Source organism: Hamadaea sp. NPDC051192 (assembly GCF_040682475.1).
Taxonomy (GTDB): Bacteria; Actinomycetota; Actinomycetes; order Mycobacteriales; family Micromonosporaceae; genus Hamadaea; species Hamadaea flava.
The window spans coordinates 1-20099 of the sequence record NZ_JBFBAZ010000139.1 but is presented as its reverse complement, the minus strand read 5'-3'; the positions used below and the strand labels follow the sequence as shown (position 1 = coordinate 20099).

Here is a 20099-nt window from a genome sequence, read left to right as displayed (position 1 = left end):
CTTCGACGTCGGCGTCGACCTGGCCGGGGTGCCCGGCGGCTATGCCGCGATGTCCGACCGGACGGCGCTGAAGGTGCTGGTCCGGCCGTGAGTGACCTGGGCTCTGGCGCGGTGACCGCGCGTACCACTATCGTGACCGCCGTGGAGGAGACAGACCGGGCCATCGTCGCCGCGCTGACCGCGGACGGCCGCATGTCCTACACGGACCTGGCCGAGAAGGTGGGACTGTCGGTCTCCGCGGTGCATCAGCGGGTCCGCCGGCTCGAGCAACGCGGCATCGTCACCGGCTACGCGGCCAAGGTCGACTACGAGGCCATCGGGCTTCCGCTGACCGCGCTGGTCGCGATCCGCCCGTTCGATCCGGCCCAGCCGGACGACGCCCCGGAGCGCCTGTCGCACCTCGCGCAGATCGACTCCTGCTGGTCCGTGGCGGGTGAGGACTTCTATCTCCTGCTGGTACGCGTCGGGTCGCCGACTGAGCTGGAGAAGCTGCTGGCGGAGATCCGGTCGGCGGCCAACGTCATCACCCGGACGACGGTCGTGCTGTCGACGCCGTTCGAACAGCGCCCGCCCGCGGTCTCCTGATCGCTCCCGCTCAGCTTGAGTAACTGAATGAGCTACTTGCATTCTGGAAGTTGCACCCCGCAGCGAACCATGCTGAAGGCGTGACCATCGTCGTTCCGGAGCTGCACGTTCCGGTCGAGTTACGCCTGAGCCCCTACGCCGACCGCGCCGACGAGGCCTGCCGCGCCTTCCTGCGTGACCACGCGCTGGCCCGCGGACCGGCCGCCGAAGACTACGTCCGGCGTACGCGGTTCGGCGCGCTCGTCGCCGGGATGTATCCGGACGCCACCGCGCCCGAGCTGGCCCGGGTGGCGGAGTGGATGGGCGCGTGGTCCATCATGGATGATCAGCTGGAGCGGATCGGCCCACAGGAGCCGGAATCGGTGGTGGCACGGCTCTGCGCCGCGATCGCCTCCTGGTTGGACAGTCCCGGCAGCGGCCCGCTGGGCCGGGCGCTGTACCAGACCTGGGAGCGCATCGCCGGCACCGCCTCGGAGGCGTGGCAGCGGCGGCTGCGGGCGGAGTTCCGGCGGCACCTCGACGGCTGCGAATGGGAAGCGGCCCAGGTGCGCGGCGGTGGCGTACCCCGGCTGCGGGACTATCTGCGCTGGCGGCCGCTGTTCTTCGGCGCGTACGTGGCCCTGGCCCTCGGCGAGTACGCCGAGAACCGCGAACTGCCCTCGGCCGCGGTCGGCGATCCGCTGCTGCACCGGGCGGTCACCATCGGCGTCGAGCTGATGATCATCTCCAACGACCTGCTCTCCGCCGACATCGAGGCCGAGCAGGGCAGCCGGGTGAACCTGGTCGCGATCGTCTCCGAGGAGCAGCGCTGTTCGCCGCAGCAGAGCGCGTACCGGCTCGCCGAAGGCTATGAACGGCGGCTGGCGGCGTACCGGGTGGCGTACGAGGATCTGCGGACGCACTGCGAGGGCCTCGACCCGGCCGGCAGCGCCGCCGTCCTCGCGTACGCCCGCGCGCCGCTGATCTGGACCCGGGGGCAGATCGCCTGGTCGACCGGCAATCCGCGGTACTCCGCCGACCGGGCCGCCTTCTACGCGGCTATTCCCGATCACCTGGGCGCCGTGGTCGCGGAGGTCGACGCGCAGCTGGGGTGAAAATCGCCTCTCCTGGGTAGTGGGCCAGGATGCTGACTGCGGGAGATGCCGTCGAGAACCGCTATCGGCTGGTGAGGAAGCTCGCCTCCGGGGGCATGTCGGACGTCTGGGTCGCTACCGACGAGACCTTGGCTCGCCAAGTGGCCGTGAAGGTGATCGTGCCGCGGCTGCTGGCCCAGCCCGGCTTCGGGGAGCGCTTCGCCGCCGAGGCGCGTACGCTCGCCGCGCTGCACCACCCGGGCATCGTCGCCGTCTACGACTACGGCGAGGCGGACGTCCCGGACGGGCGGATCGCGTACCTGGTGATGGAGCTGGTCCGAGGTGAGCCGTTGAGCCGGCGGCTGGAGACCGGGCAGCCGCTCGACCCGGGTCAGACGATGCGGATCGTGGCGCAGGCGGCCGAGGCGCTGGAGGCGGCGCACCGGGCGGGCGTGGTGCACCGGGACGTGAAGCCGGCCAACCTGCTGCTCACGGAGGTCGGCGAGGTCATTCTGGTCGACTTCGGCGTGGCCAGCTCGGCCGGGTCGGCGGAGCTGACCCAGCCCGGCACCGTGCTCGGGACGGCCGCGTACATGGCGCCCGAGCAGGCCACCCGCAAGCCGCTGACCGGCGCCGCCGACGTGTACGCGCTGGGCGCGGTGGCGTACCACTGCCTGACCGGGCATCTGCCCTTCTCCGGGCCGGACGCCGTGTCGGTGGCCCTGAGCCAGGTACGCGATCAGCCGCCCCCGCTGCCCGAGTCGATCCCGGCGCCGGTACGGGGGGTCGTCGAGCGGGCGATGGAGAAGGACCCCGCCGCCCGGTACGCCAGCGCGGCGGCGTTGGCCGCAGCCGCCCAGGCGGCCCGGAAACCGAGTCCCGGGGTGACCGCGACGGCGACCATGCCGACGGCCAACTTCGCCGCCCGAGCGGCCGTGCCGACCTATGAGCCGGTCTACGACCCCGTCGACGATCCGGCCGGCCTGCCGCCCAAGGGCCGCAAGCGCTGGGCGCTGACGGTGGGCGGGATCGCCGCGGTCGGCGTGGCGGCGTTGGCGCTGGCGGCAGGCCAGCTGGGCGACGACCCGCCCGCTACGCCGACCCCGACGACCTATCCTTCGGCGAACGCGCGGACCAGCGTCGGTGGCAGCGCACCCGCCCGGGCCACCAACGTCACCCAGGCGACCACGGGCGCACCCCGGACGACGACCGCGCCCCGGACGACGGCGGCGAACCCGACGCCGAAGGCCACGACGGCCGCGCCACCGAGTCCGACGGCCGCGCCGACGACGGAGCCCGCCACCCGGCCGTCCTCGGCGGCCTCGCCCGCGCCGTCCAACGCCCCATGATCGTCGCCGCCGTGATCGCCGGCCGCATGATCGTCGCGGCTACGCTCGGGCGGTGACGACCCTCTACGTGACGGATCTGGACGGCACCCTGCTGAACTCCGCCTCGGCGGTCAGCCCCACCTCGGCGAAGATCATCAACGACCTGATCGGGCACGGTCTGTGGTTCACCGTGGCCACCGCCCGTTCGCCGTACACCGCCTTGCCGATCCTGGGCGAGCTGGACCTGCGGCTGCCGATGGCCTTCATCAACGGCGTGTTCATCTACGACCCGATCAGCCGGACCGAGCTGGCCCGCAACCTGATCCGCCCGGAGACCGCCGCCGCAGCCGTCGACGTCCTGCTCCGGCGAGGACTGCGGCCACTGGTGTTCACCATCGACGCCGGCGGCCACCACCGCATCCACCACCTCGGCGAGAAGAACGCGAGCGAGCAGAACTTCACCGCGGTCCGGCTGGCCCGGGGCGACCGGCGATTCCAGCTGGTCACCGACTTCGCGCAGGCGTTGTCGGAGGAGATCTTGACGGTGATCGCGATCGACACGCCCGGCCGGATCGATCCGGTCCTCGCCGAGCTGCCCGCCGACCTGTACGCCCACCTCGGCCCGGACCGGGGCGTGCCCGGGTACGCCTGGCTGGAGCTGTGCCATCCGCTGGCGAACAAGGCGGACGCCGTCCGGTTCATCCGGGATCATGTCTCGGCGACCCGGTTGGTGTGTTTCGGGGACAATGCCAACGACCTGCCGATGTTCGCGATCGCCGACGAGAGTTACGCCGTCGCGAACGCCACCGAGGCGGCGCTGGCGGCCGCCGGAGGCACGGTCGGCCCCAACGACGAGGACGGGGTCGCCCGCCACCTCCAGCGCCATCTCCGGGCGAGGTGACCCGATCTGGCCTAGCGTAAGGGTATGGACAGGCACAAAGTGGTCGTCGTCGGCGGGGGATTCGGCGGCCTGTTCGCCGCCAAGACCCTGGACCGGGCGCCCGTCGACGTCACGTTGATCAACGGCACCGCGCATCACCTGTTCCAGCCGCTGCTCTACCAGGTCGCCACCGGCATCCTGTCCGAGGGCGAGATCGCGCCCCCGCTGCGTGAGGTGCTGCGCCGCCAGCGCAACACGCGGGTGCTCATGGGGTATGTGACCGAGGTCGACGTCGAGAATCGGCAGGTGAAGGTCGTCGCCCCGGGCACCTCCTACACGGTCGACTACGACTCCCTGATCGTCGCGGCCGGGGCCGCTCAGTCCTACTTCGGCAACGACCAGTACGCCGTGTATGCCCCCGGGATGAAGAGCATCGACGACGCGCTGGAGCTGCGCGGGCGCATCTTCGGCGCGTACGAGCTGGCGGAGCTGGAGACCGATCCGCAAGCGATCGAACGGTGGCTGACCTTCGTCATCGTCGGCGCGGGCCCGACCGGCGTCGAGATGGCCGGGCAGATCGCCGAGCTGGCCCACCGGACGCTGCGCGGGGAGTTCCGGCACATCGATCCGCGCAAGTCGAAGATCATCCTGGTCGACGCGATCGGCGCGGTGCTCCAGACCTTCGGCGACCACCTGTCCGGCCGCGCCCAGCGACGGCTGGAGAAGATCGGCGTCGACGTGCAGCTGAACACCAAGGTCGTCGGGGTGGACCAGACCGGCATCGAGGTCGAGACGCCCGAGGGCCGCCGCCGCATCGAGTCGATGACCAAGATCTGGGCGGCCGGGGTGTCGGCGCCCGCGCTGTCCCGGCAACTGGCCGAAGCGGCCGGCGGCGCCACCGACCGGGCCGGGCGCATCCTGGTCAACCCGGACTGCACAGTGGCCGGTCATCCCGAGATCTTCGCGATCGGCGACATGATGTCGCTGAACAAGCTGCCCGGCGTCGCCCAGGTGGCGATCCAGAGCGGCAAGTACGCCGCCAAGCAGATCATCCGCCGGGTCAAGGGGCAGCCGCCCGGCAAGCCGTTCCACTACCGCGACAAGGGCAGCCTCGCCACCATCTCCCGGTTCTCGGCGGTGGCCAGCGTCGGTCACCTGCGGTTCAGCGGCTACATCGGCTGGGTGTTGTGGCTGGTCGTGCACTTGATTTATCTGGTCGGCTTCAAGAACCGCTTGATCACGCTGGTGCACTGGGCGATCAGCTTCGTCGGACGGAAGCGGTCCGAGCGAGTGTCGAGTATCCAGCAGGTCTTCGCCCGCCGCGCGATGGCCGAGTACGGTAATCCGGTCTACGCGCGATTTGGAAAGTCGTCGGAACACGACGACTGAGGACGTTTGAGACCGTGAAAGTGGGTATGGAACGGCGCATGTCGACGGATGTCGCGCAGATCGGCACGCCGGCCGAATACGTCCAGGCCCTCCGTGCGCTGCGGGAGCGGGCTCAGCTCAGCTATCGCGAGCTGGAGGAGAAGGCCTCTGCGCTGGGCGAACGGCTGCCGCGGGCGACGATCGCCCAGGCGCTGTCGCGGGGGCACCTGCCCGGCGAGGAGATGATCGCGTCGTTCGTGCGCGCCTGCGGCGAGGACGCCCTGGCCGTCGAACGCTGGCTGGTGGCGCACCGCCGCCTCGCCCAGGCCGATCTCTCGCACGCGGTCGAGCGGTGGGTCCATTCCCGCTGGCAGGTGCGGACCGACAAGCCCCGGCCCGATCTCGCGAGCGCCGTCGAGAACTGGCTCGTGACGCGCTGGCGCAAGACGACGCCCAAGGCCACCACCATCGGGTACGCCGAAGGCCGGTTGGCCGAAGCAGCGGCCCGGTCGCAAGGGGGACGCTGGCGGGGGTTGCACCGCCGTTCCCGGCGCGGCCGTTCCGACCCCTAGACCGTCGCCGCTTCCGGCGTACGCAGCAGGTCCCGGATCTGCCGGGCCGCCGCCCGGCCGGCGCGGTTGGCCCCGACCGTGCTCGCCGACGGTCCATAGCCGACCAGGTGCAGCCGCGGCTCGCTGAGAACCCGGGTGCCGTCCATCCGGATGCCGCCGCCCGGCTCGCGCAGCTTCAACGGCGCCAGGTGGTCCAGGGCGGCCCGGAACCCGGTGCACCACAGGATGACGTCCGCCTCCGCCGACGTCCCGTCGGCCCACTCGACCCCGTACGCCGTGATCCGGGCGAACATCGGCAACCGGTGCAGCACGTCTTTCGCCAGCGCTTCGCGTACCACCGTGGTGTAACCGAGACCGGTGACGCTGACGACGCTCTGCGGGGGAAGACCCGCGCGGACCCGCGCGTCGACCTCAGCCACGACGGAGCGGCCGGTGTCCGGCGTGAACTCGCCGTCGCGGAAGACCGGCGGCCGGCGCGTGACCCAGACGGTCTGGGCGGCCACCCCGGCGAGATCGGACAGCGCGTGGACGGCGGAGTTGCCGCCGCCGACCACGACGACACGCTTGCCCGCGAACTCCTCCGGACCCCGGTAGTCGGCGTAGTGCAACTGGCGGCCCTGGAACTCGGCCGCGCCCGGGTAGTACGGCCAGTGCGGGCGGGTCCAGGTGCCGGTCGCGTTGATGACCGCGCGAGCCGCCCACTCGGTCGTGCCGTCCGACACGACGAGCCGGTCGAGTTCCCGGCGAACGGACTGGACCGCGACGGGGCGGAGGACGGGAAGCCCCATCCGGCGCTCGTACGCGGCGAAGTAGCCGCTCACGGCGTCGGCGGCAGGGTCGGATTCCCGCCGATCGGCCGCGTCGAAAGGGAAACCCGGCAGGGCGAAGATGCCGTGCACCTCGGCCATGCTCAAGGTCGGCGACCGATGCCGCCACGCTCCGCCAGGGGTGGTGTTCGCGTCGAGCACCACGAAATCCGTCAGGCCGAAATGGCGCAGGAAGTACGCGCTGGACAAGCCCGCCTGCCCGGCCCCGATGACGACCGCGTCGATCTCCACGTCCTCTACAACCGCCGCACCCGCCACCCCCATCTCCCCCTGTGACCCCCCTCTCCCGCGCGGGGGAACCGCGAGCGTCACACCCCGCTGGCAGTATTCGCGGCATGGAGATGCTCTCGCGGCAGGCCGCGTCCGAAGCCGTCCACGACCTCGGCTGGCGCTACCAGCTGCGTTCGCTGCGGGCCACGATCCCAGCGGCCTCGGTGGCGGAGGCCGTCGCGCTGGCACAGACCGTGGTCGACGCCGCGGGCGGGGCCGCCGACGAGCACCTCTGGCTGGACGTACGCCGTGATCAGCTCCTCCTGGCCGTGCAGACCACCCAGGACGAGCCCTGGGTCACCGAGCAGGACGTCGATCTCGCCCGGCGCATCACCGCCGCCGTCGGCGGGCGTACGCGTCCCGGGGTGCGCCAGGTGCTGGAGATCGCGATCGACGCGCTGGACATCGACGCGGTCCGCCCGTTCTGGCGAGCGCTGCTGGCGTACGCCGACGAACCGGACGGCTCGCTGAGCGACCCGGATCGGCAGAGCCCGCCGGTGTGGTTCCAGCAGATGGACGCGCCGCGTCCGCAACGCAACCGCATCCATTTCGACGTCGCCGTGCCGCACGACGACGCGGCAAACCGGATGGCGGCCGCGATCGCGGTGGGTGGACGGCTCGTCTACGACGCCGAAGCACCGGCGTTCTGGGTGCTCGCCGATCCCGAAGGCAACGAAGCGTGCGTCACGACCTGGCAGGCCCGGGACTGACGACGCCGTCGCCGGTCGGCGGGAGGCGGACTCGTGTCGCGGACGATAGTCTGCGACGGATTTCTGTCGCCGCAACGGGAGGAGCGCGGATGCAGCCGAATCCGCCGCAGCTCGGCTTTCCGCAGCAAGGTCAGCCGCCGTTGCGTGGCGGGCCGGTCGCGTTGCCGGGCAGGCCCAGACCGAGGGCGAACGCCGTCGCCGCGATGATCGCCGCCAGCCTGGCGCTGCTCGCCGCGGCCATGCTCTGCTGGTTCGCGCTGCACGACGTCGTCTACGCCCTCGGGTCGGCCGATCGCTGGTCCAGCCTTGTGCTCCAGAACGTGATCGGTGGCGTCGGCGGCGCCGGTGCGCTCGTGGTCTTGGCGGGGTTCACCTTCGCCCGCATGATTCCCGGCGCCTGGACGCTGTGCGGGCTCTGTGTGCTGTACGTGGTGGTGACCTTGTTCGTGTCGCCGCTGCTGCGGGGCATCTCGGTGCGCGATCAGTTCACATTCGTGTTCGGCTTCGAGAGAAGCAACGGCATCGCCATCGCGCTGGCGGTCATCTTCAGCGTGCTGACAGCGATCACCGCGGCGGTCGCGGGCGCCGTGAAGTCGTACAAGCCGACCAGCGCCGGTCCACCGCGTCCGTGATCCGCACAGCGGGCGGCCAGCCGGGAGCCGGCTAGCCGGCTAGGCGTTCCAGGTCTGGATCACCGGGTCCTCCCGTTCGAAGCCCAGCACGTTCAGCGTCGCCGTCTCCAGCTTGAACAGCGCCCCGTCCTGGGGCGGCAGCCCGAGCCAGCGTGCGGTCAGCACCCGCAGCTGGTGGCCGTGGCCGATCAGACAGACGTCCGCGCCGGCCAGGATCGGGCGTACGCGGTTCAGAATCCGGTCTGCGCGCGCGCCGACCTGCGCGGCCGTTTCGCCGCCCGGGGTCGCGCCGGTCCACACGGTCCAGTTCGTGTCGTGTGCCCGGATCTGCGGCGTCGTCCGGCCTTCGTATTCGCCGTAGTTCCACTCGACCAGGTCGTCGTCGACCTCGATCGGGCCGATCCCGGCCAGCTCGGCCGTCTTCTGCGCCCGTTTGCGGGGACTGCACAGCACCAGCGCGAACGAACGCCCGGCCAGCCGGGCGCCGAGCGTACGCGCCCGGCGTTCGCCCTCCGGGGTGAGGTCGAGGTCGGTGACGGACGTGTGGCGGCCGGTGGCGGACCATTCGGTCTGCCCGTGCCGCACGAGGACGATCTCCCGCATGCCCTCCATCAAACCGTGTCCAGGCGTGTCATGCGTCTGACCTGAGATGAATAGTCTCCTAGGACGGCTTGTCGGACGTTACGCGGATGACCGTGTGGCGAACACGGCTTATCGTGGCCAGATGGACGCGACCCCGGAGCAGGTCGCGCGGCGTCTCGGGACCTCGCGCCGACGCGTGGTGTCCGCCGCGCGCCGCCTCGGGGTGGGGCGCGTCGCCGGGGGCGGGTGGCTGTTCTCGCTGGCGGAGGAGGATGCGCTGCGGGCTGAGTTGGGCGTGGACGCCGGCGGTCCGCTGCCGCGCTCGCAGATGCGCGTATTGGCCGAGCTGTCGCTGCGTCCGCGCGGGCTGGTCTCCGCGCGGGCGGTCGCGGAGGCGTGCGGGCTCGCCCCGGCCACCGCCAGCGCCGCGGTCAAGGCCCTGCTCGCGGATGGTTTCATCGTGGTACGCGATGGATCCCTGCACGCGGATGTGCTGCATCCGCGGTGGCTGGAGTTGCGGCCGTTGCTGCGGGAGGTTCGCCCGCCCGAGTCGCGGGGAATGGAGGCCGCATGACTTCGCGTGACGTGGACCTCGCATGACCGAGCGGTTGCCGCATTGGCTGCGGGGTGTGTTGTCGCTGGAGGCCGCGTACCGGTGGCGGGCGCTCGCGACCGAGGGCAGCGATCAGGTGGTCTCCGGTGGGACGGCGTTGGCGGTGCAGCTGCGGCATCGGGTCTGCCACGAGATCGTGTGCGTACCGGCGGGCAGTCTGTTGCGGGAGCCGGTGACGGTCGCCGGGATGGCGGTCGCCTCCGCCGACGACGTGCTGGTGCAGCTGCTGTGGGCCGATGCGGCCGAGCGGCTGGCCGATCTGCGGCAGGTGGAGCTGCGTACGCCGTTGCAGGTGGAGGAGGGGCTGATCCTGCTGGCCCATGTGCGCCCCGAGGTGAGCACCGAGCGGGTGATCTCGGAGTTGTCGGAGGCGGCCGCGGGATTGTCCGGTGACGTGGGGGAGTACTGGGCCGAACGCCTGCCCGAGGTGGCGGCCTCGATGGCCGTACGCGGCTTCGTCCGCCGTGCGGTGGTGCCCCGGCAGCGGGGTCCGGTGCATCGGCCGGCGTTGACGCTGGGCAGTTCGGGTCAGGTGTGGGTGGAGCCGCACGAGCGGGACGGTCAGCAGGTGGCCGGCTACTGGCGTCGTCGCTGAGGCCGGGGTGTTCGGGCGCTGTGGCAGCATGGCCTCGTGGCGACGACGGTTTTCGGGGAAGTGGCAGCGCAGTACGACGACGTCCGGCCGGGCTATCCGGCGGAGATGGCCGACGCGTTGGCCGGGTACATCGGCGGTACGCCGGAGGTGGTCGCGGAGATCGGTGCGGGCACCGGCAAGGGCACCGAGCTGTTCAGCCGGTTGGGGGCGCCGATGCTGTGCGTCGAGCCGGATCCGCGGATGGCCGAGCATCTGCGGGCGAAGTTTCCGCGGGCTGAGGTGGTCAGCGCGGACTTCGACGGCTGGACGCCGGCACGTCCGCTGCCGGTGTTGGCGGGGACGCTGATCTGGCATCTGCTCGACCCGGCCACTCGGTGCGTACGGGCGCATGCGGTGCTGGCGGAGGGCGGTGTGCTGGCCTTGATCGGCCGCAAGCACTCGTTCGCCGACGACGAGCAGCGGGTCGCGTTGGACGCGGCGTTCGCCACCGAGCACTACCCAGTGGTCGACCGGGGTCCGGAGTGGATCGTCGCCGACCTTCGTGACAGCGGGCTGTTCGACGACGTGCGGGTGGTGCGGTTCGACTCCGATCTGGCGCTGCCGACCGAGGCGTACCTGCGGATGGTGCAGACGTTCTCGCCGTTCCGGCTGCGGCAGCCGGACGCTCAGGAGCGGTTGCTCGGCGCGATCCGGGACGCGGTGGAGGCCACCGGCGGCGTCGTGCGCATGCGTCTGGAGACGACACTGAACCTCGGCCGGAGGCTGAGCCTCGACTAGCGGAGGTGAAGATCCGCGACGGGCGGTGCTGCCCGCACCGCATATGCCCCGCCCGTCGCGGAGGCTCGGTCAGTCCTCCTGCTTGGCCCACCAGCGGCGGCCGGACTCGGGGAGGGTGTCGATCGGGTCGTAGTAGGCGTACCGCTTGGTGAGCGCGTCTGCCTCGGTGGCCTCGATCGACGTGCGGTAGTTCTTGGTCCAGTACGAGATGCCGTGGTCGCGGTCGTACTCGGTGACCATGTGGACCCAGCGCTTGCCGACGAAGGGCACGTCGCAGACGATCCGCGGGGTGGCGTAGCCGGGCAGGTAGCCCATGATGTCGTGCTGGAGCTGCTGGGCCTGCCAGACGGCGACGCGCCAGTGCTCGGCGTTGGGGATCATGTCGCACATGTAGAAGTAGTACGGCAGGATGTTCGCCTCGCCCTGGAGCGCGAAGCACAGGTCGAGCAGATCGTGGCTGTCGGCGTTGACGCCGCGCATGAGCACGCCCTGGTTGCGGACGTCGCGTACGCCGACTTCGAGCATGGTGCGGGCGGCCTTGGCGACGATCGGCGTGATCGAGTTCACGTGGTTGACGTGCGTGTGGATGGCCAGGTTGACGCCCCGGCGGCGGGCGGTGCGGGCGACCCGCTCGACGCCTTCGACGACGTCGGCCTGCAGCCAGTGCTGGGGCAGGCCCATGAGCGCCTTGGTGGCCAGCCGGATGTCGCGGATGGTGTCGATCTCGAGCAGCCGCATCAGGTACGCCTCGAGCTGCTTCCACGGCACGTTGGCGACGTCGCCGCCGGAGACCACCACGTCGCGGACGCCGGGGTGGTTCTTCAGGTACGCGATGTGGGCGTCGTAGCGGTCGACCGGCTTGAGTTCCAGCTTGAGCTTCGCGACGGCGGGGGTGGAGTTGCCGACGAGGTCCATGCGGGTGCAGTGGCCGCAGTACTGGGGGCAGGTCGACAGCAGTTCGGCGAGCACCTTGGTCGGGTAGCGGTGGGTGAGGCCTTCGGCGACCCACATGTCGTGCTCGTGCAACGAGTCGCGGGTGGCGTGCGGGTGTGAGGTCCACTCGGGCAGCCGGTCGGAGGCGACCGGGACCATGTAACGGCGGACCGGGTCGGCGTAGAACGCCTCGGTGTACGCCGCACCCGCGGCAGCGCCGGCCGGGACCATGGTGTTGAGCATCTGCGGGGGCAGCAGCATGGACATGGTCGCGGTCTGCTGCTGGTCGGCTTCGAGGTCGGTGTAGAAGCGCTCGTCGAGCAGGTCGCCCATGACGGCCCGGAGCTGCTTGACGTTCTTGACGCAGTTGACCCGCTGCCACTGGGCGTTCTCCCACTGGGCGGCGGTGACGTCACGCCAGCCGGGGAAGCGGGTCCAGTCGGGTTCGACGAGTTCCTTTCGGCGGTACTCGTACGGCTGGCCAGCTTCGGTCGACATCTGCTCCTCCTCGAGCGGTGGGGGTGACGGCGTCACACTACTGGATTATTTTTCGTGTAGGAACTATTCTGCCGGAGAATTTCCGCCAGCGCTCGCAAAGCACCGGCTGTTGTACGTATCAAGGGGAATCAAGGGAGATCTGACGATGACGTCGCCCGTAGGTCTGCACCGGGTCCTCGAGCCGAGCGGCGTCCTGCCGCAGGCGGCTCTGCGGCTGTCCACCGATCCGGCGGTCGGCGCGGACGAGGTGCGGATCGCGATCGAGAAGCTGAATCTCGACGCGGCGAGTTTCCGCCAGCTGTTCACCAAGCATGGCGGCGACGGCGACAAGGTGCGCGCGGAAGTTCTCGACATCGTCGAATCACGCGGAAAGATGCACAATCCGGTCACGGGCTCCGGAGGGATGCTGATCGGCACGGTCGACGCGGTGGGGCCGGACTCGCCGCTGGGCCTGAAGCCGGGAGATCGGGTCGCTACGCTTGTCAGCCTAACCCTGACCCCACTGAACATCATCGATGGTCTCGATCGGTGGGACGGGTTGTCGGAGCAGGTGCCCGCGGTCGGCTACGCGATCCTGTTCGGCCGGTCGATCGCCGCCAAGCTGCCCGACGACCTCGATCCCGAGCTGGCCTTGGCGGTGTTCGACGTCTGCGGCGCCCCGGCGCTGACCGAGCGCGTCGTGAAGAAGTACGAGAACCCGACTGTTGCCGTCATCGGGGGCGCCGGCAAGTCCGGTTCGCTGGCACTGGCCGCCGCACGACGGGCCGGCGCTGTGCGTACCACTGGGATCGTGCCGGTGGAAGCGGAGCGGGAGCGGCTCGTGGCCGCGGGGCTCGCGGACGTCGTGGCGCTGGCCGACGCGCGTGACCCGGTGGCGCTGTCGGCGGCGGTCGAGGCGACGCTCGGACGGCGCGCGGACGTGACGGTGGTCTGCGTGGACGTGCCGGGCTGCGAGCACGGCGCGATCCTGTCCACCGCGGACGGCGGCACGGTGATCTTCTTCTCGATGGCCACGAGCTTCGCGGCCGCTGCGCTGGGCGCGGAGGGTCTCGCGGCGGACGTGACCATGCTGATCGGCAACGGGTACGCCCCGGGGCACGCGGAGCTGGCGCTGGACCTGCTGCGCGAGGTTCCTGGCGTGCGCACGCTCTTCGAGCAGCGGTTAGCGGCAGACTGATCCCATGCCTACCTCTCTGTACACGAACGCCGCCATCCGGACTCCCGCGCTGCCGGTGCACGCCGGACTGTCCGCCCTGCTGGTGGACGACGGGGTCGTCACCTGGCTCGGCCCGGTGGCGGACGCGCCCGCCGCCGACACGGTCGTCGACGTGCGGGAACTGGCCGGCGAGAACGCGCTGATCACGCCGGCGTTCGTGGACGCGCACGTGCACGCCACCGACACCGGCCTGGCCCTGTCGGGGCTGGACCTGTCGGCGGCCCGCAGCGCGCGGGACGTGCTGGACGCCGTCGCGGCGTTCGCGGCGACCCTGCCCCAGGGTGCGGTGCTGCTGGGCCACGGATTCGACGAGTCCGCCTGGCCGAGGGAGGCGCAGGTGCCGCCGACCGCCGCTGAGCTGGACCGGGCGGCGGGTGGGCGGGCCGTCTACCTGTCCCAGGCGTCGATCCACTCCGCGCTGGTCAGCTCCGGGCTGCTCACGCTCGCCGAGGGCGTCGCGGGCTACGACGCGTCCGGCTGGGTACGCCGCGACGCCCACCATGTCGTGCGGGAGGCGGCGTTCGCCGGGATCACGGCCGAGCAGCGGCGGGCCGCGCAACGGCGCGCGCTGGAGCACGCGGCGTCGCTGGGGATCGGGGCGATCCACGAGTGCGGCGGCCCCGGCACCTCGTCCGAGGACGACTTCACCGACGTCCTGGCGCTGGGCGGGCTGCCGGAACTGCCGGAGGTCTACGGGTACTGGGGCGAGCTGATGGGCGCGGCCAAGGCGGTCGACCTCGGCGCGGTCGGCGCGGGCGGCGACCTGTACGCCGACGGCGCGCTGGGGTCGCGTACGGCGCATCTGTCCAGCGACTATCTCGACGGCGACGGCTGCGGGTTCGGCTACGTCACCGCCGACCAGGTACGCGACCATCTGCTGGACTGCCACCGGCACTCCGCCGTTACGGGGCGGTTCGTGCAGGGCGGGTTCCACGCGATCGGCGACGCCGCCATCACCACGGTGCTCGACGGGTTCGCGATGGCGGCGGCCAAGCTCGGCGGCAACGGGGTCAGCGGTGCGGAAGTGCTACGCGAGTCCCGGCACCGCATCGAGCACGTGGAGATCGTGGACAAGGCGCTGATCGCCCGGTTCGTCGAGTACGGCATCGTGGCGAGCATGCAGCCGGCGTTCGACCGGCTGTGGGGCGGCGAGCACCAGATGTACGCCCAGCGGCTGGGGGTGGCCCGGTCGCTGGCGAGCAACCCGATGGGCCAGTTGCACGCGGTCGGGGTGACGCTGGCGTTCGGCTCGGACTCCCCGGTGACTCCGCTGGACCCGTGGGGTTCCGTACGCGCCGCCGTCAACCACTTCAACCCGACGCTGCGGATGAGCGCGAAGTCCGCGTTCGCCGCGCACACCCGCGGTGGCTGGCGCGCCGCCCATCGTGATGACGAAGGCGTGCTCGCCCCGGGCAAGGCGGCCACGTTCGCGGTGTGGCGGGCCCCGGCCGGACTGGTCGGGACCCTGCCGACGCTGCTGCCCGCCCTGCCCGACGAGCCGCTGCCCGACCTGCCGGACTGCCGGTTGACCATCCTTCGTGGAGAGAAGATCTATGGGTAAGTTGCACCTCGACGACGACGTCGTGGCGAAGGCCCGGGAGCTGGCCCGCAGGGCCGGTGCGCCGGTGGTGGACCTGGCGCGCAGCCACACCACCGTCTCGGTGGAGCGGGCCGTGCTGCGGCTGGCCGGGATCACCGGAGCCGACGCGGAGGGCATCCCGTGGGCCAACCGGCTCGTCGACGCCGTCCGCGCCGACACCGGGCTCGGCCAGGGGGTCGCCCTGCCCGTGTTCGACGCGATGCTGTCCGAAGGTGAGACGGACATAACCGTGCTGGCCCAGAAGGCGGCGGCCGGTTCGGTGCGGTTCCGCGTACCGGAGGGCAAGGCGCGCACGGCGGCTCGCAAGGCCGCCGACCGGGCGGTGAAGGCCGGGATCAAGACGATCGACCGCAACCGCGCCGACCGCGACCGGATGATCTCCAAGCTCGGCGATCCGAAGCAGCGCCCCTGGATCTACCTCATCGTCGCCACCGGCGACATCTACGAGGACATTCCGCAGGCGCAGGCGGCCGCCCGCGCCGGGGCGGACGTGATCGCGGTGATCCGCTCGACCGGCCAGTCCCTGCTGGACTACGTGCCCGAGGGCGCGACCCGGGAAGGCTTCGCCGGCACGTACGCCACCCAGGAGAACTTCCGCCTGATGCGGGCGGCGCTGGACGAGTCGTCGAGGGAACTGGGCCGCTACGTACGCCTGACGAACTACGCCTCCGGCCTGTGCATGCCGGAGATCGCCACGCTGGCCGGTCTGCAGCGGCTGGACATGATGCTCAACGACTCGATGTACGGCATCCTGTTCCGCGACATCAACCCGATCCGCACCTTCGTCGACCAGCGGTTCTCCCGGCAGATCCACGCCCGGGCCGGGATCATCATCAACACCGGCGAGGACAACTACCTCACCACCGCCGACGCGGTCGACGAGGCGCACACGGTCACGGTGTCGCAGCTGCTCAACGAGTACTTCGCGCACGAGGCCGGGCTGGCCGACTGGCAGCTGGGCCTCGGCCACGCGTTCGAGATCAACCCCGACCTGAAGGAGTCGTTCCGGCTCGAGCTCGCCCACGCGCTGCTGGCGCGGGAGCTGTTCCCGGACGCGCCGCTGAAGTGGATGCCGCCGACCAAGCACATGACCGGCGACGTGTTCCGCGGCAACCTGCTCGACGGCTTCTTCAACCTCGTCGGCGCCATGACCGGCCAGGGCATCCTGCTGGTCGGCATGATGACCGAGGCCGTCGTCACGCCGTGGTTGTCCGACCGGGACATCGCGCTGCAGAACGTGCGCTACGTCCTCAACGCCTGCGGCGGCCTGCACGAGGACTTCGTCCCGGCGCCGGGCGGCTTCATCCAGCAGCGCGCCCACCAGGTCCTCGACGAGGCCGTGGACCTGCTCGGGGTGATCGAGAAGAAGGGGCTGCTCACCGCGATCGGCGAGGGCACCTTCGGGATCATGAAGCGGCCCGCCGACCGGGGCAAGGGCCTCGACGGCGTCGCCCGGCACGAGGACGGCTACTACAACCCCGCGACCGAGCTGCTGGAGGCGGCCCAGTGAGTTCTGTGATCCGGCCGTACGGTGACACCACCGGCGACGGCATGGTGCAGGTGTCGTTCACCCTGCCCGTGGCGCACGACAAGAAGGCCGAGGGGGCCGCGCTGCAGCTCGCGGCGAAGATGGGCCTGGACCCGGCGATGCTCGTGCACGCCAAGCAGATGGGCGACGGGTTCACCTTCTTCGTCGTCTACGGGCGGGTCAACCACCTGGTCGAGCCGGACAAGGTGCAGGTCGTCGAGCGGGACTTCCCGCTGCTGAGCGCCAAAGAGGTCAACACGGCGGTCAAGCAGAAGATGCGGCGCAAGCTGTCGGTCGTCGGGGCGACCATCGGCACCGACGCGCACACGGTCGGCATCGACGCGATCCTCAACGTCAAGGGGATCGCCGGGGAGAAGGGGCTGGAGTACTACCGGGAGCTGAAGGTGGTCAACCTCGGCGCCCAGGTGACCGTGCCCGACCTGGTGGAGGCCGCGCGCAAGGAGAAGGCCGACGCCGTACTGGTCTCGCAGGTCGTCACGCAACGCGACGCGCACCTGCACAACACGCGGGAGATGTCGGCGGCGTTCCGGGAGGCGATGCCGGCGGCCAAGCGCCCGCTGCTCATCGTCGGCGGGCCGCGGTTCGACGAGCTGATGGCCGGCGACCTCGGCGTGGACCGGGTGTTCGGCCGGGGCACCACGCCCAGCGAGGTCGCCTCGTATCTGGTCCACCGTCTCGTCACGCAGAAAGCGGCAGCCGTCAAATGAGCGTCGGAACGATCGTCACCCACCGCAAGTACGTCCCGTACAGCCACGCGCACTACGCGGGCAACCTCGTCGACGGGGCGTACGCCCTGGCCGCGTTCGGCGACGTGGCGACCGAGGTGTGCATCCAGCTCGACGGCGACGAGGGCCTGTTCGCGTCCTACTCCGACGTGCAGTTCAAGGCCCCGATGCGGGCCGGTGACGTGCTGGAGATCGTGGCGACGGTGACCCGGATGGGCAACCGCAGCCGCACGATCGACTTCGAGGCGCGGGTGGTCTGCCGGGGCCGCCCCGACCGTAGCGAATCCGCCGCCGAGGTGCTCGACCCGCCGATCGTCGCGGTGACGGCGACCGGCACGGTGGTCGTCCCGGCCAAGTGATCGGCACGAGGTGAGAATCGCCTGCGTGGACGTCGGGTCCACGTTCACCAAGGCCGCCGTGGTCGACACGGGCACCGGCGCGCTCCTGGCCACCGCGTCGCATCCGACCACCGTGGAGTCCGACGTGCTGCGCGGCCTGGACGCGGCCGTCGCGGCCACCGGGATCGCCTGCGACGAGGTCCGCGTGTGCTCGTCGGCCGGCGGCGGGCTGCGCCTGGCCGTGGTCGGCTACGAAGCCCTGGTCACCGCCCAGGCTGGGCACCGCGTCGGCCTGTCGGCGGGCGCGAAGGTCGTGCACGTCGCGGCCGGCCCCCTCGACACCGCCGGGCTCGCGGCACTGCGTTCGGCGTACCCGGATGTGATCCTGCTGGTGGGCGGGACCGACGGCGGCGACGCGGAGGTCTTGACCCACAACGCCGGCAAGCTCGCGCGGTCGCGGCTGTCCGCGGGCCGCCACCGCGTCCCGGTGGTCCTGGCCGGCAATCAGGATGTACGCACAGAGCTGACCACGCTGTTCGAAGACGCAGGAACGCCGCTGACCGCCACCGAGAACGTCCTGCCGAAGATCGGGATCCTGGAGCCCGGGCCGGCCCGGGCGGCGATCCGGGAGGTGTTCCTGCGGCACGTGATCGGGGGCAAGCGGCTGTCGAAGGGGCCTCGGTTCGCGTCGCTGGTCCGCGCGGCGACCCCGGACGCGGTGCTGCGCGGAGTGGAGGTGCTGGGCGACGCGCTGGGCCAGGATCTGCTGGTGGTCGACGTCGGCGGGGCGACCTGCGACGTGTACTCGGTGCTGACCCCGGACGCCGAGCGCGCCCACGTACGCGCGGAGGCGGCCGGGACGTTGTGGCGCAGCCGCACGGTCGAGGGCGATCTCGGGATGCGCTGGAGCGCGCCGGGTGTCGTCGACGCGGCCGTGGCGGAGCGGTTGATCCCGTCGCCGGAGGAGCTGGCGGTGGCGGCCGCCCTGCGGTCGGAGCGCCCGGGGCTGGTGGCCGGACCGGACGATCCGCTCGACGGCCGCATCGCGGCCCTCGCGGCCACCGTCGCGGTACGCCGCCACGCCCGCAGCGGCCCCGACCTGCGCGACGTACGCCTGGTGATCGGCTCGGGCGGCGTACTGCGGCACAACTCGCCGGCGTTCGGCCGGGCGGTGCTGCGCACGGCGCTCGCCGACACCGCCGGCGGCTGGGCGTTGCCCCGCGATCCGGCCGTCGTGATCGATTCGGCGTACGTGTTGGCGGCGGCGGGCCTGCTGGCCGACGACCATCCGGCGGCGGCGCTGACGTTGCTCGGTTCGCTGCGCTGACTTCTTGATCCAATCGGGGGACCCCGGCGACGTTTCCGGTCCGTTACGCTCCATCGCTGAGTGTGGGAGCGCTCCCGAGAGGGTGGACATGTGGCGGATGCTCAGGCGCGGACTACGCGCCCACGCCGGTCAGGCGGCGATCCTGGCGACGCTGGGATTCCTGCTGGCCGCGGTCGCCACGGCGGCGCCGGCGTACGCCCGTTCGGCGGCCGGCCGCCTGCTGGTGGCACACGTGAGCGCCGCCGGTCCGCTGCAGCGCACGCTCAGCCTGCGCGGCGAGGTGGTCTTCGACGCCGCCGGTGATCGAGGCAAGGTCGACGCCGCCCGCGCGGCGGCCGATCGGGCCGCGGCCGGCAGCGGCTTGGCCGTCTACACGACATTGCAGATCCCGGCCCGGATCAAGGCCGCATCCGGTCCGCTCGCGGCTCCGGTGGTCAGCCGCGACGGCGCCTGCGATCACCTGACGATCGCCGGCAGCTGCCCGGCCGCGCTCGGCGAGGTCCTGCTCAGCACCGCGGCAGCCGACAAGCTCGGCGTACGCGTGGGCGACGAGCTGACCGCCGACGTTCCGACGCTGTCGGCCGTCCTCGGCTACCGGCTGACGGTCGTCGGCGTCTACCAGCCCGGCGGCGATCGGGCGTACTGGGCGGGACGCTCGGATCTGACGGCCGATCCACGGCGCACCGACACCCCGGTGCTGGCCGGGGCGGACACCGTGCGCGCCATCGCGACCACCGACGCCGCGCTGCTGCGTACGCCGGTCGCCGCGGACGCGGTCAACGGCGTCAGCGTCACCGTGGTCGTGGACACGACGGTCACCGATGCGGCGGCGCTGCCCGCCGACCTGACCGCCGCCCGGTCCACCCTGGACGAGCTGCGGCAGACCCCGCCGGACTCCTTCTTCGCCACCGGGCTGCTGCCGGAGCTGTTCGACCAGATCACCGCCGGGCGGCGGGCGCTCGCGGCCGGAGTGCTGGCGGCGGCCGGGGCGCTGCTGCTGGTGGGCGCGTTCGTGCTGCTGCTCGCGGCGGCAGCGGCGGCCGACCGGCCGGGTCCCCGAAGATGAACTCGCCGCCGTGGCGGGGCGGGCGTCCGTTGGTG

Annotated in this window: 21 protein-coding genes; 18 read left to right on the top strand and 3 right to left on the bottom strand. The window is 71.5% G+C overall.

Going from position 1 to position 20099, the window contains the following annotated elements; genetic code table 11:
- Positions 1 to 141 precede the first annotated feature (141 nt).
- From AB0M47_RS35340 to AB0M47_RS35315, 6 genes are all read left to right on the top strand, one after another.
- Complete coding sequence (locus tag AB0M47_RS35340) at positions 142 to 585, top strand: winged helix-turn-helix transcriptional regulator (RefSeq protein WP_363421915.1); 444 nt, start codon at positions 142 to 144, stop codon at positions 583 to 585.
- Between the two features lie 80 nt (positions 586 to 665).
- Positions 666 to 1679 (top strand): terpene synthase family protein, encoded by a 1014-nt coding sequence (locus tag AB0M47_RS35335; RefSeq protein ID WP_363421913.1) that lies wholly within the window; start codon positions 666 to 668, stop codon positions 1677 to 1679.
- Between the two features lie 29 nt (positions 1680 to 1708).
- The gene (locus tag AB0M47_RS35330) at positions 1709 to 3007 is read left to right on the top strand and encodes a serine/threonine-protein kinase (protein ID WP_363421911.1); all 1299 of its coding nucleotides are present in this window, start codon (positions 1709 to 1711) and stop codon (positions 3005 to 3007) included.
- A gap of 52 nt (positions 3008 to 3059) precedes the next feature.
- The gene (locus AB0M47_RS35325) at positions 3060 to 3887 is read left to right on the top strand and encodes an HAD hydrolase family protein (RefSeq protein ID WP_363421909.1); all 828 of its coding nucleotides are present in this window, start codon (positions 3060 to 3062) and stop codon (positions 3885 to 3887) included.
- Positions 3888 to 3911: 24 nt separating this feature from the next.
- Positions 3912 to 5255: an NAD(P)/FAD-dependent oxidoreductase gene (locus AB0M47_RS35320; protein WP_363421907.1), complete on the top strand. Its 1344-nt coding sequence runs from the start codon at positions 3912 to 3914 to the stop codon at positions 5253 to 5255.
- 38 nt (positions 5256 to 5293) lie between these two features.
- Entirely contained in the window at positions 5294 to 5806 is a 513-nt protein-coding gene (locus AB0M47_RS35315) for a hypothetical protein (protein ID WP_363421905.1), read from the top strand.
- Here AB0M47_RS35315 and AB0M47_RS35310 read toward each other — a convergent pair.
- Positions 5803 to 6891, bottom strand: coding sequence for an NAD(P)-binding domain-containing protein (locus AB0M47_RS35310; RefSeq protein WP_363421902.1), 1089 nt, complete (start codon positions 6889 to 6891; stop codon positions 5803 to 5805). The genes AB0M47_RS35315 and AB0M47_RS35310 overlap by 4 nt on opposite strands.
- Positions 6892 to 6968: 77 nt before the next feature.
- Here AB0M47_RS35310 and AB0M47_RS35305 point away from each other — a divergent pair, with 77 nt between their 5' ends.
- Positions 6969 to 7613, top strand: coding sequence for a VOC family protein (locus AB0M47_RS35305; RefSeq protein ID WP_363421900.1), 645 nt, complete (start codon positions 6969 to 6971; stop codon positions 7611 to 7613).
- Positions 7583 to 8245 carry a hypothetical protein gene (locus AB0M47_RS35300; RefSeq protein WP_363421898.1) on the top strand — a complete coding sequence of 221 codons (663 nt, stop codon included), beginning with the start codon at positions 7583 to 7585 and terminating at the stop codon, positions 8243 to 8245. The genes AB0M47_RS35305 and AB0M47_RS35300 overlap by 31 nt, the downstream gene beginning before the upstream one ends.
- Before the next feature lie 39 nt (positions 8246 to 8284).
- Here the strand turns inward: AB0M47_RS35300 and AB0M47_RS35295 are convergent, their stop codons facing one another.
- On the bottom strand, positions 8285 to 8848 hold the full coding sequence (locus AB0M47_RS35295) for a histidine phosphatase family protein (protein WP_253751986.1): 564 nt from the start codon (positions 8846 to 8848) through the stop codon (positions 8285 to 8287).
- A 121-nt stretch (positions 8849 to 8969) separates the two neighbouring features.
- Here AB0M47_RS35295 and AB0M47_RS35290 point away from each other — a divergent pair, with 121 nt between their 5' ends.
- The 3 genes from AB0M47_RS35290 to AB0M47_RS35280 are packed head-to-tail and all read left to right on the top strand — an operon-like array spanning position 8970 to position 10812.
- Complete coding sequence (locus AB0M47_RS35290) at positions 8970 to 9401, top strand: winged helix-turn-helix domain-containing protein (RefSeq protein ID WP_363421896.1); 432 nt, start codon at positions 8970 to 8972, stop codon at positions 9399 to 9401.
- Between the two features lie 22 nt (positions 9402 to 9423).
- Positions 9424 to 10035: a hypothetical protein gene (locus tag AB0M47_RS35285; RefSeq protein ID WP_363421893.1), complete on the top strand. Its 612-nt coding sequence runs from the start codon at positions 9424 to 9426 to the stop codon at positions 10033 to 10035.
- Between the two features lie 36 nt (positions 10036 to 10071).
- A complete protein-coding gene (locus AB0M47_RS35280; protein WP_363421891.1) occupies positions 10072 to 10812 on the top strand; it encodes a methyltransferase domain-containing protein in 741 nt (246 codons plus the stop codon).
- A gap of 69 nt (positions 10813 to 10881) precedes the next feature.
- Here AB0M47_RS35280 and AB0M47_RS35275 read toward each other — a convergent pair whose 3' ends face one another.
- Entirely contained in the window at positions 10882 to 12243 is a 1362-nt protein-coding gene (locus AB0M47_RS35275; RefSeq protein ID WP_363421889.1) for a lysine 2,3-aminomutase, read from the bottom strand.
- Between the two features lie 145 nt (positions 12244 to 12388).
- Here AB0M47_RS35275 and AB0M47_RS35270 point away from each other — a divergent pair, with 145 nt between their 5' ends.
- The 7 genes from AB0M47_RS35270 (at position 12389) to AB0M47_RS35240 (ending at position 20064) form a co-directional block, all read left to right on the top strand.
- Positions 12389 to 13420, top strand: a complete 1032-nt coding sequence (locus AB0M47_RS35270) for a hypothetical protein (RefSeq protein ID WP_363421887.1) — start codon at positions 12389 to 12391, stop codon at positions 13418 to 13420.
- 4 nt (positions 13421 to 13424) lie between these two features.
- Positions 13425 to 15020, top strand: coding sequence for an amidohydrolase family protein (locus AB0M47_RS35265; protein WP_363421885.1), 1596 nt, complete (start codon positions 13425 to 13427; stop codon positions 15018 to 15020).
- Complete coding sequence (locus tag AB0M47_RS35260) at positions 15013 to 16569, top strand: lysine 5,6-aminomutase subunit alpha (RefSeq protein ID WP_363421883.1); 1557 nt, start codon at positions 15013 to 15015, stop codon at positions 16567 to 16569. Before AB0M47_RS35265 ends, AB0M47_RS35260 begins: the two co-directional genes overlap by 8 nt.
- Positions 16566 to 17315, top strand: coding sequence for an OAM dimerization domain-containing protein (locus tag AB0M47_RS35255; RefSeq protein ID WP_363421881.1), 750 nt, complete (start codon positions 16566 to 16568; stop codon positions 17313 to 17315). Before AB0M47_RS35260 ends, AB0M47_RS35255 begins: the two co-directional genes overlap by 4 nt.
- On the top strand, positions 17312 to 17692 hold the full coding sequence (locus AB0M47_RS35250) for a hotdog domain-containing protein (protein WP_363421879.1): 381 nt from the start codon (positions 17312 to 17314) through the stop codon (positions 17690 to 17692). The genes AB0M47_RS35255 and AB0M47_RS35250 overlap by 4 nt, the downstream gene beginning before the upstream one ends.
- Positions 17693 to 17702: 10 nt before the next feature.
- Entirely contained in the window at positions 17703 to 18998 is a 1296-nt protein-coding gene (locus tag AB0M47_RS35245; protein WP_363421877.1) for a glutamate mutase L, read from the top strand.
- A 97-nt stretch (positions 18999 to 19095) separates the two neighbouring features.
- Positions 19096 to 20064 carry a hypothetical protein gene (locus tag AB0M47_RS35240; RefSeq protein WP_363421875.1) on the top strand — a complete coding sequence of 323 codons (969 nt, stop codon included), beginning with the start codon at positions 19096 to 19098 and terminating at the stop codon, positions 20062 to 20064.
- Positions 20065 to 20099 lie beyond the last annotated feature (35 nt).

What these genes read in the sequence shown, in the direction of transcription:
- AB0M47_RS35275 (WP_363421889.1), bottom strand. Translation starts at nt 12,243, where the DNA reads ATGTCGACCGAAGCTGGCCAGCCGTACGAGTACCGCCGAAAGGAACTC.
- AB0M47_RS35305 (WP_363421900.1), top strand. Translation starts at nt 6,969, where the DNA reads ATGGAGATGCTCTCGCGGCAGGCCGCGTCCGAAGCCGTCCACGACCTC.
- AB0M47_RS35265 (WP_363421885.1), top strand. Translation starts at nt 13,425, where the DNA reads ATGCCTACCTCTCTGTACACGAACGCCGCCATCCGGACTCCCGCGCTG.
- AB0M47_RS35240 (WP_363421875.1), top strand. Translation starts at nt 19,096, where the DNA reads ATGCTCAGGCGCGGACTACGCGCCCACGCCGGTCAGGCGGCGATCCTG.
- AB0M47_RS35320 (WP_363421907.1), top strand. Translation starts at nt 3,912, where the DNA reads ATGGACAGGCACAAAGTGGTCGTCGTCGGCGGGGGATTCGGCGGCCTG.
- AB0M47_RS35290 (WP_363421896.1), top strand. Translation starts at nt 8,970, where the DNA reads ATGGACGCGACCCCGGAGCAGGTCGCGCGGCGTCTCGGGACCTCGCGC.
- AB0M47_RS35270 (WP_363421887.1), top strand. Translation starts at nt 12,389, where the DNA reads ATGACGTCGCCCGTAGGTCTGCACCGGGTCCTCGAGCCGAGCGGCGTC.
- AB0M47_RS35330 (WP_363421911.1), top strand. Translation starts at nt 1,709, where the DNA reads ATGCTGACTGCGGGAGATGCCGTCGAGAACCGCTATCGGCTGGTGAGG.
- AB0M47_RS35260 (WP_363421883.1), top strand. Translation starts at nt 15,013, where the DNA reads ATGGGTAAGTTGCACCTCGACGACGACGTCGTGGCGAAGGCCCGGGAG.
- AB0M47_RS35285 (WP_363421893.1), top strand. Translation starts at nt 9,424, where the DNA reads ATGACCGAGCGGTTGCCGCATTGGCTGCGGGGTGTGTTGTCGCTGGAG.
- AB0M47_RS35250 (WP_363421879.1), top strand. Translation starts at nt 17,312, where the DNA reads ATGAGCGTCGGAACGATCGTCACCCACCGCAAGTACGTCCCGTACAGC.
- AB0M47_RS35295 (WP_253751986.1), bottom strand. Translation starts at nt 8,848, where the DNA reads ATGCGGGAGATCGTCCTCGTGCGGCACGGGCAGACCGAATGGTCCGCC.
- AB0M47_RS35315 (WP_363421905.1), top strand. Translation starts at nt 5,294, where the DNA reads ATGTCGACGGATGTCGCGCAGATCGGCACGCCGGCCGAATACGTCCAG.